Source organism: Streptomyces sp. NPDC026417 (assembly GCF_055567695.1).
In genome coordinates, this window is record NZ_JBVHPY010000006.1 from 141,402 (window position 1) to 158,001 (window position 16,600).

17 protein-coding genes are annotated in these 16,600 nt (G+C 72.0%); 6 read left to right on the forward strand and 11 right to left on the reverse strand.

Features of this window, described 5'->3' with window-relative positions; translation table 11 throughout:
- Positions 1–61 precede the first annotated feature (61 nt).
- From ACZ4NT_RS12010 to ACZ4NT_RS12025, 4 genes are all read right to left on the reverse strand, one after another.
- Positions 62–787, reverse strand: a complete 726-nt coding sequence (locus tag ACZ4NT_RS12010; RefSeq protein WP_121408529.1) for a lysophospholipid acyltransferase family protein — start codon at positions 785–787, stop codon at positions 62–64.
- A 101-nt stretch (positions 788–888) separates the two neighbouring features.
- Positions 889–2,115 (reverse strand): ornithine--oxo-acid transaminase, encoded by a 1,227-nt coding sequence (rocD, locus tag ACZ4NT_RS12015; RefSeq protein WP_467724992.1) that lies wholly within the window; start codon positions 2,113–2,115, stop codon positions 889–891.
- Positions 2,112–2,942, reverse strand: a complete 831-nt coding sequence (gene ddaH, locus ACZ4NT_RS12020; RefSeq protein ID WP_121408527.1) for a dimethylargininase — start codon at positions 2,940–2,942, stop codon at positions 2,112–2,114. Before ddaH ends, rocD begins: the two co-directional genes overlap by 4 nt.
- Positions 2,943–3,064: 122 nt before the next feature.
- Complete coding sequence (locus ACZ4NT_RS12025; RefSeq protein ID WP_121408526.1) at positions 3,065–3,568, reverse strand: Lrp/AsnC family transcriptional regulator; 504 nt, start codon at positions 3,566–3,568, stop codon at positions 3,065–3,067.
- Positions 3,569–3,713: 145 nt separating this feature from the next.
- Here ACZ4NT_RS12025 and ACZ4NT_RS12030 point away from each other — a divergent pair, with 145 nt between their 5' ends.
- Genes ACZ4NT_RS12030 through ACZ4NT_RS12045 form a run of 4 tightly spaced genes read left to right on the forward strand, consistent with a single transcriptional unit; the run spans position 3,714 to position 7,873 of the window.
- The gene (locus ACZ4NT_RS12030) at positions 3,714–4,469 is read left to right on the forward strand and encodes a LytR/AlgR family response regulator transcription factor (protein WP_467724995.1); all 756 of its coding nucleotides are present in this window, start codon (positions 3,714–3,716) and stop codon (positions 4,467–4,469) included.
- 10 nt (positions 4,470–4,479) lie between these two features.
- Positions 4,480–4,839 carry a hypothetical protein gene (locus ACZ4NT_RS12035; protein ID WP_121408524.1) on the forward strand — a complete coding sequence of 120 codons (360 nt, stop codon included), beginning with the start codon at positions 4,480–4,482 and terminating at the stop codon, positions 4,837–4,839.
- Positions 4,840–4,872: 33 nt separating this feature from the next.
- Positions 4,873–6,618, forward strand: a complete 1,746-nt coding sequence (locus tag ACZ4NT_RS12040; RefSeq protein ID WP_121408523.1) for a sodium/solute symporter — start codon at positions 4,873–4,875, stop codon at positions 6,616–6,618.
- Between the two features lie 49 nt (positions 6,619–6,667).
- Entirely contained in the window at positions 6,668–7,873 is a 1,206-nt protein-coding gene (locus ACZ4NT_RS12045) for a sensor histidine kinase (RefSeq protein WP_467724997.1), read from the forward strand.
- A gap of 39 nt (positions 7,874–7,912) precedes the next feature.
- Here ACZ4NT_RS12045 and ACZ4NT_RS12050 read toward each other — a convergent pair whose 3' ends face one another.
- From ACZ4NT_RS12050 to ACZ4NT_RS12070, 5 genes are all read right to left on the reverse strand, one after another.
- Positions 7,913–8,071 (reverse strand): hypothetical protein, encoded by a 159-nt coding sequence (locus ACZ4NT_RS12050; protein WP_121408521.1) that lies wholly within the window; start codon positions 8,069–8,071, stop codon positions 7,913–7,915.
- Between the two features lie 120 nt (positions 8,072–8,191).
- Positions 8,192–9,145 carry a cytochrome c oxidase assembly protein gene (locus ACZ4NT_RS12055; protein WP_467724999.1) on the reverse strand — a complete coding sequence of 318 codons (954 nt, stop codon included), beginning with the start codon at positions 9,143–9,145 and terminating at the stop codon, positions 8,192–8,194.
- Between the two features lie 161 nt (positions 9,146–9,306).
- Positions 9,307–10,332, reverse strand: coding sequence for a 6-phosphofructokinase (locus ACZ4NT_RS12060; protein ID WP_121408519.1), 1,026 nt, complete (start codon positions 10,330–10,332; stop codon positions 9,307–9,309).
- Positions 10,333–10,532: 200 nt separating this feature from the next.
- Positions 10,533–11,261, reverse strand: coding sequence for a type 1 glutamine amidotransferase (locus tag ACZ4NT_RS12065; RefSeq protein ID WP_121408719.1), 729 nt, complete (start codon positions 11,259–11,261; stop codon positions 10,533–10,535).
- A 15-nt stretch (positions 11,262–11,276) separates the two neighbouring features.
- Positions 11,277–12,515: a MurT ligase domain-containing protein gene (locus tag ACZ4NT_RS12070; RefSeq protein ID WP_121408518.1), complete on the reverse strand. Its 1,239-nt coding sequence runs from the start codon at positions 12,513–12,515 to the stop codon at positions 11,277–11,279.
- 153 nt (positions 12,516–12,668) lie between these two features.
- Here ACZ4NT_RS12070 and def point away from each other — a divergent pair, with 153 nt between their 5' ends.
- Positions 12,669–13,208 (forward strand): peptide deformylase, encoded by a 540-nt coding sequence (gene def / locus ACZ4NT_RS12075; protein WP_183117183.1) that lies wholly within the window; start codon positions 12,669–12,671, stop codon positions 13,206–13,208.
- A gap of 26 nt (positions 13,209–13,234) precedes the next feature.
- Here the strand turns inward: def and ACZ4NT_RS12080 are convergent, their stop codons facing one another.
- A complete protein-coding gene (locus tag ACZ4NT_RS12080; RefSeq protein WP_121408516.1) occupies positions 13,235–13,879 on the reverse strand; it encodes a TetR/AcrR family transcriptional regulator in 645 nt (214 codons plus the stop codon).
- A 169-nt stretch (positions 13,880–14,048) separates the two neighbouring features.
- Between ACZ4NT_RS12080 and ACZ4NT_RS12085 the strand changes: the two genes are divergently transcribed.
- A complete protein-coding gene (locus ACZ4NT_RS12085; protein ID WP_467725002.1) occupies positions 14,049–15,275 on the forward strand; it encodes an acyl-CoA dehydrogenase family protein in 1,227 nt (408 codons plus the stop codon).
- Here ACZ4NT_RS12085 and ACZ4NT_RS12090 read toward each other — a convergent pair.
- Positions 15,272–16,522, reverse strand: a complete 1,251-nt coding sequence (locus ACZ4NT_RS12090) for a cytochrome P450 (RefSeq protein WP_467725004.1) — start codon at positions 16,520–16,522, stop codon at positions 15,272–15,274. The genes ACZ4NT_RS12085 and ACZ4NT_RS12090 overlap by 4 nt on opposite strands.
- Positions 16,523–16,600 lie beyond the last annotated feature (78 nt).

The following is a 16,600-nucleotide window of genomic DNA, read 5'->3' on the forward strand; positions in this document are numbered from 1 at the left end:
TCGGTACAGCGAGGGGGCGGCCGGTACTCCGGCCGCCCCCTTCGCGTGCGTCGCGCTCCCGTCACCTCGACGGCAGGCGCGGGAACCTGCGGGCCCGCTCCGCCTGCTTCGCACTCTCCTCGGCCTTCGCGACGGCCGCGTACTTGTCGACGTACTCCTGCCCGGAGAGCTGCAGGATGGCGTACATGATCTCGTCGGTGACGGCGCGCAGGATCGCCTTCTCGTTCTCCATCCCGGCGTAGCGGGAGAAGTCGAGGGGGGCGCCGAAGCGGATCACGACGGGACGGAAGCTCGGGATCTTCTGGCCCGGCGGCTGGGCCTCGAACGTGCCGATCATCGCGCAGGGGATCACCGGCACGCCCGCCTTGAGTGCCATGACCGCGACGCCGACCTTGCCCTTGTAGAGGCGGCCGTCGTGCGAGCGCGTGCCCTCCGGATAGATGCCGAGCAGTTCGTCCTTGTGCAGGACACCCAGCCCTTCACGGATGGCGGCCTGCCCGGCCTCCTTGCCCGAGCGGTCCACCGGGATCTGCCCGGCGCTGCGGAAGAAGGCGGCCGTCAGCCGGCCCTTGATGCCGGGGCCGGTGAAGTACTCGGCCTTCGCGAGGAAGGTGATGCGCCGTTTGAGGATGGCGGGCATCAGGAAGTGGTCCGAGAAGGACAGGTGGTTGCCGGCGACGATGGCCGCGCCCGACGACGGTACGTGCTCGAGGCCCTCGATCCGAGGCCGGAAGGCCAGCCTCAACAACGGGCCCAGAAGTACGTATTTGAGCACGTGATAAAACAATCTGCCGCTCCTTCGCGCCCCCGGGGGAGCGATCAGTTTAGGCGCGGCCGTCGCCGGGCGTAACCATCTCGGCGTCACGCTCAGTCGCCACTTGGCCGGTATCAGACCCCTTGCGTCAGTACCTTCTCCAGAGCCCCGAGAGCGGACCGGAGTTCCTCGCCGGTGATGGTCAGCGGAGGGGCGAGCCGGATGGTGGACCCGTGCGTGTCCTTGACCAGAATCCCCTCGCGCACGAGGCGTTCGCTGATCTCGCGGCCGGTTCCGATGGCGGGGTCGATGTCCACGCCCGCCCACAGCCCACGCGCCCGGAAACCGACGACGCCCCGGCCCACGAGCTCCGTGAGACCGCCCCGGAGGAGGACACCCAGTTCGGCGGCCCGGCGCTGGAACTCGCCGGTCTCCAGCAGCTCCACGACGGCCGAGCCGACCGCGGCCGACAGCGGGTTGCCGCCGAACGTGGACCCGTGCTCGCCGGGCCGCAGCACCCCGAGCACCTCGCGGCGCGCGACCACCGCGGAGACCGGCACGATGCCGCCGCCCAGCGCCTTGCCCAGGAGGAGCATGTCCGGCACGACGTCCTCGTGGTCGACGGCCAGGGTCCGGCCCGTTCGCCCGAGCCCGGACTGGATCTCGTCCGCGACGAACAGGCAGCCGGTGCGCCGGGTCAGCTCGCGCACGCCGGCCAGGTAGCCGTCGTCGGGGATGACGACGCCCGCCTCGCCCTGGATGGGTTCGATGAGCACGGCCGCCGTCGTCTCGTCCACGGCCGCTTCGAGCGCCGCCAGGTCGTTGTACGGCACCACCCGGAAGCCCGGCGTGAACGGTCCGAAGCCGGAGCGTGCCGTCTCGTCGGTGGAGAAGCTGACGATCGTGGTCGTCCGGCCGTGGAAGTTGTCGGCGGCCACGACGATCGTCGCCCGGTCGGCCGGGACGCCCTTCACCTCGTACGCCCATTTGCGGGCCACCTTGACGGCGCTCTCCACCGCCTCGGCACCGGTGTTCATGGGCAGCACCATGTCGAGGCCGGTCAGCTCGGCCAGCGATTCGGCGAAGCTGGCGAGCTGGTCGTTGTGGAAGGCACGGGAGGTGAGGGTCAGCCGGTCGAGCTGGCGGTGCGCGGCCGCGATCAGGTCCGGGTGCCGGTGGCCGAAGTTCAGAGCCGAGTAGCCGGCCAGCATGTCCAGGTAGCGGCGGCCCTCGACGTCCTCGACCCAGGTGCCCTCGGCGCGGGCCACGACCACGGGCAGCGGGTGGTAGTTGTGCGCGAGGACGGGACCCTCGGCGCGGATGACGTCGGCCGAGGTGCGCGGACGGGCGGGAGCGGTCATGAGCGGATCTCCTGAGTGCAGCACTTGATGCCGCCGCCGGCCTTGTGGAACTCCGAGAGGTCGACGGGGACGGGGGCGTAACCGTGGCGGTCGAGCTGGTCGGCGAGAGCCGCCGCGCGCGGTGAGATGAACACGTGGCGGCCGTCCGAGACGGAGTTCAGGCCGAACGTCATCGCGTCCTCGTGGGTGGCGATCACCGCGTCCGGGAAGAGCCGCGTCAGCACCTCGCGGCTGCCGGGTGAGAACGCCTCCGGGTAGTACGCGATGTTCGGCTCGCCGCCGCCGCTGCCGTCGTCCAGGACGAACAGCGCGGTGTCCAGGTGGTAGAAGCGCGGGTCCACCAGGTGCAGGCTGATCACCGGGACGCCGAAGAACTCCTGCACCTCGCGATGGGCCTCGCGGGTCGTGCGGAAACCGGTGCCGGCCAGGACGTACCTGCCCACCGGGACGAGATCGCCCTCGCCCTCGCACACCGACTCGGGCCGGTGGACGTCGAAGCCGGCCGTCTTGAACCACGTCTCGTAGGCGAGGGACTCGGCGCGGCGCTGCGGGGCATGGAAGTACGAACCGAAGACGCGGCCCGCGAGGACCAGCGCGCAGTTCGCGGCGAACACCATGTCCGGGAGGTCGGAGACGGGATCGACGGTGTCGACGGTGTGGCCGTGGGCGCGATAGGCGCGGATCAGCTCCAGCCACTGCGCGTGGGCGCGGCCGACGTCGACATGGTGGTCGGGGTGCATCCAGGGATTGATCGCGTACTGCACGGCGAAGTGTCTGGGTTCGCAGACGAGAAAGCGCCGGGGGCGCGGCACACGGCTGTCGGGCACAGAGGGGTACCTCCGCTTCCTGCGGTGTCGACGAGGATGCTTCCACGGTAGGAATCGGGGGATACGGGCGACAAGTGTGGAGAGCTGCGCGTGTGCGCAGCATTGCTGCGTGATCGGGACCGTCAGCGCACGTTTGCTGCGTCGTCCGGCGCGGCGTGGGTCGCTCCCGCCTCCGGGGCCTCCGGCAGCAGGTGGGAGAGCACCATGTAGCTGATCGTCTTCCGGATGAACGGCTCGGTCCTGATCCGCTCCAGTACCTCCTCGAAGTGCTCCACGTCCGTGGCCCGCACGTGCAGCAGCGCGTCCGCGCCCCCCGTCACGGTCATCGCCGCGGTGATCTCCGGATGGTTGCGGACCACCTCGGCCAGCCGCCGGGGCGGGGCCGCGCCCTCGCAGTACACCTCGACGTACGCCTCGGTGCGCCAGCCGAGGGCCGTCGGCTTCACCGTGGCCGTGAACCCGGTGATCACCCCGGTCTCGCGGAGCCGGTCGACGCGCCGCTTGACCGCGGTCGCCGACAGACCGATCACCGCGCCGATCTCCGCGAAGGTGGCCCGCGCATTCGCCGTCAGAGCGGTGATGATCTTGCGGTCGAGGTCGTCGAACATGGCGGGCCTGCTGTTCATGGCGGCACTGTATCCAGCGGAACGCGGGAGCCGGGTCCGGCGCGAGGACACCGCGGGCTGCCGGCCGCCTCCGCGCCCCGTCCGGCGGCAACGTCCGCGACCCGCACGTGTCCACGCGTACGGATTGCTCTTACACTCCACCTTCATGCTGCGCGCGCTCGCCGTCGACGACGAACAACCCTCCCTCGCGGAGCTGCTCTACCTGCTGAACGCCGATCCACGGGTCAGCAGTGCCGAGGGCGCGAGCGGGGCGACCGAGGCGCTGCGCCGCATCAACCGCGCGCTCGAATCCGGTCCCGACGGACCGGAGGCGATCGACGTGGTCTTCCTCGACATCCACATGCCCGGGCTCGACGGGCTGGACATGGCCCGGCTGCTCACCGGGTTCGCCAAACCGCCGCTCGTCGTGTTCGTCACCGCGCACGAGGGCTTCGCCGTCCAGGCCTTCGACCTCAAGGCCGTCGACTACGTGCTGAAGCCGGTGCGCCGGGAGCGGCTCGCGGAGGCCGTGAGGCGGGCCGTCCAGCTCATCGCCGCCGCGCCGCCGATCCCGGTGCACGAACCCGACCCGGACCAGATATCCGTCGAGCTCGGGGGCGTCACCCGCTTCGTGGCCGTCGAGGACATCACCCACGTCGAGGCGCACGGCGACTACGCGCGACTGCACACCGCCCAGGGCAGCCACCTCGTCCGCATCCCGCTCTCCACCCTGGAGGAGCGCTGGCGCTCGCGCGGCTTCGTCCGGATCCACCGGCGCCACCTCGTCGCGCTCCGCCACGTCGACGAACTCCGCCTGGACGCGGGCACGGTCAGCGTCCTGGTCGGCGCCGTCGAACTCCAGGTGAGCCGCCGCCACGCCCGCGAGCTGCGCGATCTGCTGCTCCGCCGGACCACGGGCTGAGGGGGGAGACGTGCCGCAGGATCCGGCCGAACGCCGCGTCGTCGTCACCGGGGTGCCCCGGCGCACCCGCAGGACGTCCGGCTACTACCGGCCCAGGACCGAGATCGACGAACAGACCACGCTGGGGCACACCTACGTCCGCTCCCTCATGCGCAGCCAACTCCGGGCCGCCCTCGCGGTGTTCGCGGTCCTGGTCCTCCTCGTCGGACCCCTGCCCCTCGTCTTCGCCGCGCTGCCCGACGGCGCGGGCCCGGAGTGGGCGGTGCTCGGTTTCTGCCTCTACCCGCCGCTGGTCCTGCTGGGCCGCTGGTACGTGCGCCGCGCGGAACGCAACGAGAAAGACTTCGTGCGCCTCGTCGAGGACCGCTGAGGTGGCCCTCCCGACGGACCCGGGCCGGGCACGGTGAACCAGAGCTACGCCGTCTCCGCGGTCGCCCTGGTGGTCCTCGCGACCGTCCTGGTCGGCGCGTTCGGGCTGCGCATCTCCCGGACCACCTCCGACTTCTACGTCGCCTCCCGCACCGTGGGCCCGCGCCTGAACGCCGCGGCCATCAGCGGCGAGTACCTGTCCGCCGCCTCCTTCCTCGGCATCGCCGGACTCGTCCTGGTCCAGGGCCCCGACATGCTCTGGTACCCCGTCGGCTACACCGCGGGCTACCTCGTCCTGCTCCTGTTCGTGGCCGCCCCGCTGCGCCGGTCCGGGGCGTACACACTGCCCGACTTCGCGGAGGCGCGGCTCGCCTCGCAGGCGGTGCGGCGGCTGGCCGGCGCGTTCGTCGTGGGCGTCGGCTGGCTGTACCTGCTGCCCCAGTTGCAGGGGGCCGGCCTCACCCTGGCCGTGCTCACCGACGCGCCCGACCGGTTCGGCGGGCTGCTGGTCGCGCTCGTCGTGGTCGCCACGGTCGCCGCGGGCGGCATGCGCAGCATCACCTTCGTCCAGGCCTTCCAGTACTGGCTGAAGCTCACCGCGCTGCTGGTTCCCGCCCTGTTCCTGGTCCTCGCCTGGCAGGGCGACGGCGCCCCGCGCCACGCCTTCGGGGAACCGGCCGCCTTCCGTGAACAGCGGGTCGTCCACGTCGACGACAGCCTCGACCTGGAACTGGCCGAGCCGCTGAGCGTCACCGTCAGCGGCGCCGTCGACGGCCGCCGGCACACGCGGGAGCGGCTGCGGCTGCCGGCCGGAGTCCACCACATCTCCGGCGGGACCCGGCTGGCCTTCCCCGAGGGCGCCCCGGTCCCCGCCGCCGACCGCGCCGGAAACGGCGGCATGTCGACCTCGCTGGCCCCGGGACGCGAGGAACGCCCCCTCTACGCCACCTACGGACTCATCCTCGCCACCTTCCTCGGCACGATGGGACTCCCGCACGTCGTCGTCCGCTTCTACACCAGCCCGCACGGCGTCGCCGCCCGCCGCACCACCGTCGCGGTGCTCGGGCTCATCGGCGCCTTCTACCTCCTGCCGCCGGTCTACGGGGCGCTGGGCAGGCTGTACGCCCCTGAGCTCACCGTCACCGGGGACGCCGACGCCGCGGTTCTGCTGCTGCCCGACCGCATGATCGGCGGCCTCGGCGGCGACCTGCTCGGGGCGCTGGTGGCGGGCGGCGCCTTCGCGGCGTTCCTGTCGACGGCGTCCGGGCTGACCATGGCGGTGGCGGGCGTCCTCACCCAGGACGTGCTGCCCGCCCGCGGCGTACGGCACTTCCGCCTCGGGACGGTGCTGGCGATGGCCGTACCCCTGGCGGCCAGCATGCTGGTCGGCGGACTGCCGGTCGCCGACGCGGTGGGTCTCGCCTTCGCCGTGTCCGCGTCGTCGTTCTGCCCGCTGCTCGTCCTCGGCATCTGGTGGCGGCGGCTGACCCCGCCCGGCGCGGCGGCCGGGATGCTGGTCGGCGGCGGAGCGGCCTTCGTCGCGGTGGCCGCGACCATGGCCGGCTACCCGGGCACCGGCACCCTGCACGCCCTGCTCGCCTGGCCCGCCCTGTGGTCCGTACCGCTCGGCTTCCTCACGATGGTGCTGGTCTCGCTGGCCACGCCCGGCCGGGTGCCCGCCGGGACCGCGACGATCCTGGCCCGGTTCCACCTCCCGGAGGAACTGTCCGACGAACCGATGCGGACCACCGCACCGCAGCCGAGGGAGGCCGAGGCATGAGCAGCACACCGGGGACGGGGTGGCCGAACGCCACCGAGGGGGTGCGGGGGTGAGCGGGTTCCTCGCCGGACTGTGCGTCGCCGTCCTCCCGCTGCTGGCCGCGGGTTTCTGGCTCGGCCGGCGCACCTCCCGGCCCACCGCGCTCGGCGGCCTCGGCACCCCCGTCGAGCACGCCACCTTCCAGACCCTGCACACCGCCTCGCTCGCCGCGCCCCCGCTGCGCGCCGGTCTCACCGAGGAGACCGCCCGCAGGTCCGCCCGCCGGCTGCGCACCCTGCTGGGCACGGACGCGCTCTGCCTCACCGACCAGGAGGCGGTCCTCGCCTGGGACGGAGTGGGGGAGCACCATCGCGCCGGGATCATGGAACGGCTCACCGGACCACTGGACTCGGGACGCGGCGAGGCCTTCCGGCTGACCTGCGAGACCCCCGACTGCCCGCTCCGCTGGGCCGTCGTGGCCCCGCTCACCGTCGACGACCGGGTGCACGGCGCCCTCGTGGCCTGCGCGCCCCGCGAGTCCGCCGTCCTCGTCCGGGCCGCGGGCGAGGTCGCCCGCTGGGTCTCGGTCCAGCTCGAACTCGCCGACCTGGACCAGTCCCGCACCCGCCTCATCGAGGCGGAGATCAAGGCGCTGCGTGCGCAGATATCCCCGCACTTCATCTTCAACTCGCTCGCGGTGATCGCCTCGTTCGTGCGCACCGACCCCGAGCGCGCCCGCGAGCTCCTCCTGGAGTTCGCGGACTTCACCCGCTACTCGTTCCGCAGGCACGGCGACTTCACCACCCTCGCCGACGAGCTGCACGCCATCGACCACTACCTGGCCCTGGTTCGCGCCCGCTTCGGCGACCGCCTCTCGGTCACCCTGCAGATCGCCCCCGAGGTGCTGCCGGTCGCACTGCCCTTCCTCTGTCTCCAGCCACTGGTGGAGAACGCCGTCAAGCACGGCCTGGAGGGCAGGACCGACAAGAGCCACATCAGCATCACCGCGCAGGACGCCGGCGCCGAGGCGCTGGTCGTCATCGAGGACGACGGCGCCGGCATGGACCCCGCGCTGCTGCGCCGCATCCTCGCCGGTGAGGACAGCCCGTCGGGCGGCATCGGCCTCTCGAACGTCGACGAGCGGCTGCGCCAGGTGTACGGGGACGACCACGGGCTCGTCATCGAGACCGCGGTGGGGGCGGGCATGAGGATCACGGCCCGGCTGCCGAAGTACCAGCCGGGCGTGCACTCGGCGGGACGGCTGCCCCGGGCCTGAACTCCCGGGGCGACCGGCTGCCGCCCCGGGGAAGAAGCGTCAGGTGGCGCGAGAGGCCACCATGCCCAGCGTGATCAGACCGAGCACGACCCAGCCGAACCACAGCCAGCCGTTACTTCCCAGGGCCACCGTGTAGGCCGTCACCGCGACGAGCCCACCTATGGTGAGCACCCCCATCGTCTTCGTGGAACCGGGCATCGCAACACCCTCCTCATGGTTCGTCCACCTCCATGGTGCCCCGATCCGCCTCGGAACGGTCCACCTGGGACGAGAGGGGCTTGATCCACACCCGCGGGCGGCGGGGACGCGCGGGCTCGATCAGCGGCCGCGGGCGTCCAGGGACGCGAGGTAGGCGTTGTACGCCTCCAGCTCCTTGTCGCCGTCCCGGTCGGCTGCCCGGTCGGTGCGGCGGGCCTGCCGCTGCTCGGAGCCGTACCACTGGAAGAGCAGCGCCAGCAGCACCAGCACCGAGGGGATCTCGCTGAACGCCCAGGCGATGCCGCCCGCCGCGTTCTGGTCCGCCAGCGCGTCGATGCCGAGTGAGGCGGGCGGGTTCTCGTACGTCTGCACCATCGGCGCCGACGCCATCATCAGCGCGATGCCGAAGAACGCGTGGAACGGCATGCCCGCGAACAGCTCCAGCATCCGCATCAGATAGCCGGGCCGGTGCGGGCCGGGGTCGACACCCATGATCGGCCAGAAGAAGACCAGGCCGACGGCGAGGAAATGGCACATCATGGCGATGTGGCCGGTCCTGGAACCCATCAGGAAGTCGAAGATCGGCGAGAAATACAGGGCGTAGAGGCTCGCGATGAACAGCGGGATCGTGAACGCCGGGTGCGTGACGATCCGCATGTAGCGGCTGTGCAGGAACATCAGCAGCAGTTCGCGCGGGCCCTTCCGCCCCCGGGTGGCGGCCACCGGCAGTGCGCGCAGCGCCAGGGTGATCGGCGCCCCGAGCAGGATCAGGATCGGCGAGAGCATGCTGATCACCATGTGCTGCACCATGTGCACGCTGAACATGACCATGCCGTAGTCGTTCAGCCGGGTGCACATCATGAGCAGGACGGTCAGCACGCCGACGACGAAGGACGCGGTGCGCCCGGCCGACCAGGCGTCCCCGCGCCGCGCGAGACGCACCACACCCCAGCCGTACAGACCGAGCCCCACCAGGCAGGCGACGAGGAAGAAGGGGTCCGTGGACCACTGGAGCCCTCGTCCCAGCGTGAACGGCGGCAGATCCGTGGTCATGCCGTGCCCGCTGTGGTCCATCCGCCGGCTCCTGTTTCGTGGGGGGCCTCCCCGGCCCTTTTACGGCACTGGGGGAGGTTTGTGCGCTGTGTGTCCGCACCAGAGTAGAACTGCCCCCGGTCGCGGCTGCGACCGGGGGCAGGACTTCGAACCAGCGTGGCGGAACCGGGGTGCCCGGCGGACTAGAGGACCACTTCCGCCTCGGCGTACCGCTCGTCCGGCACCGTCTTCAGCGTCTCCACGGCGTCCGCGAGGGGCACCATCACGATGTCGGTGCCCCGCAGCGCGGTCATCCGGCCGAACTCGCCGCGGTGCACGGCCTCCACCGCGTGCCAGCCGAACCGGGTGGCCAGGACCCGGTCGTACGCCGTCGGGGTGCCGCCGCGCTGGACGTGCCCGAGGATCACCGGACGGGCCTCCTTGCCGAGGCGCTCCTCCAGCTCCAGGGAGAGCTGGCGGGCGATGCCGGCGAACCGCTCGTGCCCGTAGATGTCCTTGCCGCCCTCGTCGAAGCTCATCGTGCCCTCGCGGGGCTTGGCGCCCTCGGCGGCGACGACGATGGCGAACCGCTTGCCCGCCTCGAAGCGCTCGCCGACCTTGGCGGCCAGCTCCTCGATGTCGAAGGGCCGCTCCGGGACGACGATGGCGTGGGCGCCGGCCGCCATGCCGGAGTGCAGCGCGATCCAGCCGGTGTGGCGGCCCATGACCTCCACGATCAGCACGCGCTGGTGGGACTCGGCGGTGGTCTTCAGCCGGTCCAGCGCCTCGGTCGCGACGCCGACGGCCGTGTCGAAGCCGAAGGTCACGTCCGTGACGGCGATGTCGTTGTCGATGGTCTTCGGAACGCCGACGATGGGCAGACCGCTGTCCGACAGCAGGCGGGCGGCCTTGAGAGTGCCTTCCCCGCCGATCGGGATGATCGCGTCGAGACCGAGCTCCGCGACGTGGCCCCTGGCGCGCTCGACGCCGTCACGCAGGTGCGCCGGCTGGACCCGGGAGGAACCGAGCATGGTGCCGCCGCGAGCGAGAATGCCGCTCACCGCGTCGAGGTCGAGCTTGAGGTAGTCGCACTCCAGAAGGCCCTTCCAGCCGTCCCGGAAGCCGATGACCTCGTCGCCGTGGTCGACGACGGCACGGTGCACGACGGACCGGATGACGGCGTTCAGGCCGGGGCAGTCGCCGCCGGAGGTGAGGACACCAATGCGCATAGCCCGAAATACCTTCTCCACGTGGGCCGGGGACCGGACCACGCTGTCCGGCTGGATCCCCGCCACCCTACCGGCGGGAGGGGGCGGGGCCGCACCGGGCGTCCGCCTGCTGGACGCCCTCGCACAGGTGAGCGGAACCCTTGTCAGACGGGCTCTGCCGAACCGTTTCTCGGGGGCCGCGGGCGGACGGGCGCCGTGCCTCAGGCGGGCTGCTGAGCCGCTGCGATCCGCTCGGAGCGCAGCGCCTCGTACCACCGGTCGTCGATCGGCGGCAGCGCGTTGACGTCGAGCGCCAGCTTCAGCAGCAGGTCGGCGATCAGCGGGTTGCGGGCCAGCACGGGACCGTGCATGTAGGTGCCGAAGACGGTGTCGTTGTACGCGCCCTCGGTGCCGTCGCCGGTGCCGTTGCCCTTGCCGAGCCGCACGTTCGCGAACGGGCGGGCGGTGGGGCCGAGGTGGGTGATGCCCTGGTGGTTCTCGAACCCGGTCAGCGGCGGCAGGCCGAGACGCGCGTCGATGTCGCCGAGCACGTCGCCGACGCACCGCTCGCCCTCGCCGCGGGTGGAGACCACGTCGAGCAGGCCGAGGCCGGGCTCGCGCTGGCCGAGGTCGTTGATGAACTCGTGCCCGAGGATCTGGTAGCCCGCGCAGACGGAGAAGACGATCGCCCCGTTGCCGACCGCGCGGTGCAGACCGCCGTCGCGCCGCAGCCGCTCGGCGGCGAGCCGCTGGGGCCGGTCCTCGCCGCCGCCGATCAGGTAGATGTCGCCCGAGGTCGGGATCGGCTGGTCGCTGCGCACGTCCAGGCGGGCCACGTCGAGGCCGCGCTGACGGGCCCGGCGCTCGACGACGAGGGCGTTGCCCTGGTCGCCGTAGGTGCTGAGCAGGTCCGGGTAGATCCACACCAGCCGCAGTTGGTTGTCAGTCATGGTCATCCTCTTGGGTCAGTTTCCGACGCGGCGGCGCAGGTCCTGGAACGCGGTGTAGTTCGCGATGACCTCGATCCGCCCGGGCGGCGCCGCGGCGACGGCCTCGTCGAGGTTCTCGCAGACCTGGAAGTGCTGGTTGGCGACCTCCAGACGCACCGCGAGGTCCAGCTTCCGGTCGCCGATCACGAAGATCGGGTGGCCGGTGAGCCGCGTGTAGTCCACGTCCCACAGCCAGGAGGTGTCGGTGCCGTCGGCACCGCGCGCGTTCACCGACAGGATGACCGGGGTCGGCGGCGGGTCGATCAGCGAGAACGTCTCCAGCCAGCCCGCGGGGTTCTTGGCGAGCAGCAGCCGCAGGTCGCGCTGCATGAACTGCACGACGTCGTAGCGTCCGGCCACCGCCTGCACCTGGTACATGCGCTCCAGGGCGACCTGGGGCGGCACGCCGAACACGGCGGCGACGGCGGCCGAGGAGGCGGCGTTCGCCTTGTTGGCGCGGCCGGGCAGCTGGAGGTGGATCGGCCAGCTGGAGCCGTGCGGGTCGAGGACGTAGTCGCCGGAGAGCGCCCAACTGGGCGTGGGGCGGCGGAAACCGCACTCCCCGCAGAACCAGTCGTCGCCGGGGCGCTGCATCACACCGCCGCAGGACGGGCAGGACCAGGCGTCGTCCTTCCACATCTGGCCCGCGGCCACCCACACCACGTTCGGCGAGGAGGAGGCGGCCCAGACGACCAGCGGGTCGTCGGCGTTGGCGACGACGACGGACTTGGTGCCGGCCAGGCCCTCCCGCCAGTGCTCGGCGAGCATGCGGGTCTCGGCGGCGCGGTCGAGCTGGTCGCGCGAGAGGTTGAGCAGCGCGATGGCCTTCGGGTCGGTGTCGCGGGCGACGCCGGCCAGGTACTTCTCGTCGACCTCGATGACCGCGAACTTGGCGTCGGACCCGCCGGCCAGGGCCGAGGTGATGCCGGCGGGCATGTTCGCGCCCAGGGCGTTGGACACGACCGGGCCCGCGGCGCGCAGCGCCTCGGCGATCAGCCGTGTGGTGGTTGTTTTGCCGTTGGTGGCCGACACCAGGATGACGTCCAGGTGTGTGGCGAGCCGGGCCAGCAGGTCGGGATCGAGCCTGAGTGCCACCCGGCCGCCGATCACCGATCCGCTGCCGCGTCCCGCGGCTCGCGAGACAGCCGCGGCCGCCTTGCCCGCCGTGACGGCCAGCTTGGCCCGCGGCGTCAGCGGGTCCGAGTTGCCTGACATCGTTCTCGATCCTCCTTGCGTACGCGCCGCGCCTCTGCCCCCGGCACCGTGTGGGCCTCAGCCTATCGAGATCCACTCACGTGCCCGAATCGCGGCACCGTGACGGTGCCCGCGCGACATTCGCGCGACATTGAGGACCGTACCCTTGCCGCCATGCGACAAGGCTCCATCCCGGGCGCCCGAGGGCGAGTCCGGCCCCTCACCCTGCTCGGCGATCCCGTCCTGCACGGACCCTGCGAGGACGTCACGGACTTCGGTCCCCAACTGGCCGGGCTGGTCGAGGACATGTTCGCGACGATGTACGCCGCCCAGGGTGTCGGGCTGGCGGCGAACCAGATCGGCGAACCGCTGCGGGTCTTCGTGTACGACTGTCCCGACGACGAGGACGTCCGACATCTGGGACATGTGGTGAACCCGCGGCTGGTCACGGCGGACGGCGTGGTGCTGCGCGGTCCGGAGGGCTGCCTGTCGCTGCCGGGCCTGGAGGCGGGCACCGAGCGGTACGACCACGCGGTCGTCGAAGGGCTCACGGTGACCGGGGAGCCCGTGCGGGTGCACGGCACCGGCTGGTTCGCCCGGTGCCTTCAGCACGAGTGCGATCACCTCGACGGCCTGGTGTACCCGGACCGGGTCGCGGGGTGGCGGCGCCGCCGGGTGCTGCGCCGGGCGGCGCGGGCGTCCTGGGCCCGCTGACTCCCGGGCGCCGGGCCGACGCGCGGTCAGAAGCCGGGCCCGCCCGCCTTGTCGCCCGCCGCCGCCAGCCGGCCCCACAGCAGGTCGGCGAGGCTCCGCACCAACTCGGCCCGCGGGCACGGCCGTTCGCCGAGCCACCAGTCGCCGGCCGCGTGCATCATGCCGACGATGCCGTGTCCCCAGACCCGCGCCAGCTGCTGGCTGCCGGGGCCGAGGTCGACGCGTTCCTCTATGACCTCGGCGAGTTCCTCGCCCATGCGGCGCAGCAGGGGGGCGGAGTGCAGGCCGACGTCGAAGCCCTGGTCGCCCGGCTGGCCGGCCTCCGCCGGATGCATCAGGAAGCGGTACACCTGCGGGCGGGCCTCGATGGCCGCCAGATAGGTGTCCAGCGTCTTCTCCACTCGCTCCCGCCGGTCGGCCGGAGCGTCCAGCGCGGCCCGCAGCGCCTCGAGGAGCGCGTCCGTGTGCCGCTTGGCCAGGGCTGCGTAGAGTCCGCCCTTGTCGCCGAAGTGGCGGTACAGGATGGGCTTCGTGATGCCCGCCTCCGCCGCGATGGCGTTCATCGAGGCGCCGGGGCCGTCGCGGAGCACCACCCGGTCGGCGGCTTCCAGCAGCTCGCGCCGGCGGCGGTCGGCGGACCTCTGCTGATCGGTCCGCTGCGTGGTCTCCATGTGCTCTCCCCACCCATGCTGATTCGGTGACGCCTGCGCAAACTAACACTCACAGGCATCGTGGTATCGAACGGGCTGCCGACCAGGATCCGGGAGTTGACTTTTCCTACCGGCCGGTAACAGACTCCCGTTACCGCAAGTAACGTGCGATTGCACCGCTGGAGGGGTCATGGCCGAGTTCACCATGGAGCTCAACGACGAACAGAAGGAGGTCCGGGACTGGCTGCACGGCTTCGCAGCCGACGTGATCCGCCCCGCGGCCGCCGAATGGGACGAGCGTGAAGAGACGCCGTGGCCGGTCATCCAGGAGGCGGCGAAGGTCGGGATCTACTCCCTGGACTTCTACGCGCAGCAGTACTTCGACGCCACCGGCCTCGGCATCCCCATGGCCATGGAGGAGCTGTTCTGGGGCGACGCGGGCATCGCCCTGTCCATCGTCGGCACCGGCCTCGCCGCCGTGGGCGTCCTCGCCAACGGCACCGAGGAGCAGATCGGTACCTGGATCCCCCAGATGTACGGCGATGCCAACGATGTCAAGGTGGCGGCCTTCTGCTCCTCCGAGCCCGACGCCGGCTCCGACGTCGCCTCCATGCGCACCCGCGCCGTCTACGACGAGGCCAAGGACGAGTGGGTCCTCAACGGCACCAAGACCTGGGCGACCAACGGCGGCATCGCCAACGTCCACGTCGTGGTGGCGGTCGTCGACCCCGAGCTCGGCTCCAAGGGCCACGCCTCCTTCATCGTCCCGCCGAACACGCCGGGCCTCTCCCAGGGCCAGAAGTTCAAGAAGCACGGCATCCGCGCCTCGCACACCGCCGAGGTCGTCCTGGAGAACGTCCGCGTCCCCGGCTCCTGCCTGCTCGGCGGCAGGGAGAAGCTCGACGAGCGCTTCGCCCGCGCCCGCGAGCGCGCGAAGAAGGGCGGCGAGCGCGTGAAGAACGCGGCGATGGCGACCTTCGAGGCCTCCCGCCCGGCCGTCGGCGCCATGGCGGTCGGCACCGCCCGCGCCGCGTACGAGGAGGCGCTGGAGTACGCGAAGACGCGCGAGCAGTTCGGCCGCCCGATCATCGACAACCAGGGCATCGCGTTCCAGCTCGCCGACATGCGCACCTCGATCGACGCGGCCCGGCTGCTGGTCTGGCGGGCCTCCTGGATGGCGGTCAACGGCAAGCCGTTCACCGCCGCCGAGGGCTCCATGTCGAAGCTCTTCGCCAGCGAGACCGCCAAGAAGGTCACCGCCCAGGCGGTGCAGATCCTCGGCGGCAACGGCTTCACCCGTGAGTACCCGGTGGAGCGGATGCACCGGGACGCCGCGATCTACACCATCTTCGAGGGCACGAGCGAGATCCAGCGCCTGGTGATCGCCCGCACCCTGTCGGGGATGCCGATCCGCTAGCGGCCCGCGGGGCGAGCGCCCTCACGGGCCGCTCGCCAGGTGACGGGCAGGGCCTCCGGACCCCGGATCAGCGCGCCGCGCCGGAAGGGCACCTTGTCCGCGGGGACCGCCAGCCGCAGTCCGGGGACCCCGTCCACCAGCGCGTCGACCAGCAGCTCGGACTCCAGCCGGGCGAGCGTCGCGCCCACGCACTGGTGCGGCCCGAACCCGAAGGACACATGAGGGTTCGGGCTGCGGGAGAAGTCGATCCGCTCCGGGTCGGGGAAGATGTCCGGGTCCCGGTTGGCCGCCAGGTACGACACGTAGACCGCCTCGCCCTCCCGGATGCGTACGCCCCTGATCTCCACGTCCTCCAGGGCGATGCGGGGCAGCCCCACCGCGCTGCGGTGCGGGATGTGACGGAGCAGCTCGTCGACGGCCGCGGGCCGGATCGCCGGATCGGCGCGGACCTGCTCGTACAGGTCGGGGCGGGTCAGCAGGACGTAGAGCATCTGTCCGCTGTTGTGGGCGACCGCCGCGCCGCCGAGCTGGATGAGCACGGCGAGCCCGACGGCCTCCTCCAGGGTCAGCTCGTCGCGGCCCACCGCGGTGCCCAGGAGCGAGGAGACGTCGTCGTCGGCACTCCCGCGCCGTTCGCCGATGAGCCCGGCGAAGCAGGCGCTCATCTCGTCCTTGGCCCGCCGGCCGGCCTCGGCGCCGTGGGAGGAGGACAGGATCAGCCGGGTCCAGGTGTGCAGGGGCTGCCGGTCGGCGGCGGGAACCCCCGTCAGGTCGCAGACGACCGCGCCGGCGAAGGGGCTCAGGACCGCCTCGGTGAGGTCCGCGGGCGGCCCGTTCCGAACCATCTCCTCGACCAGTTCACCGAGCGTGCGGCGGGCGCCGGCGCGCAGCCGTTCCACGCCGCGGGCGGTGAAGGCCGGGCCCACCGAACGGCGCAGCCGGGCGTGGTCGGGCGGATCGGCGAAGCTCACGGCACCGTCCGCCGGGATGACGTGCGGGGCGAGGCGGGTGATCTGCCGCCCCCTGATCGCCTCCCGGCTGAAGCGCGGGTCTTCGGTGACCATGCGCACGTCGTCGTGGCGCGTCACCAGCCAGGCCCAGCCCTCGCCGTTCGGCAGCTGGATGCGGTTCACGGGGCCCTCGCGCATCAGCTCGGCCAGGAGGGGGTCGAACTCCACACCGTTGAGGGGGAGTGCGGGCCAGTGCCGAACGGGCGGCACGACCCCGGTGATCGTCTGTTCCGTCATCCCGTCCTCGTCATGTCGTGGGCGGCGTCCTGCGGGCGTCCCCGGGGCGTCTCCGCGGTGCCGAGGCGCCGGGGATGC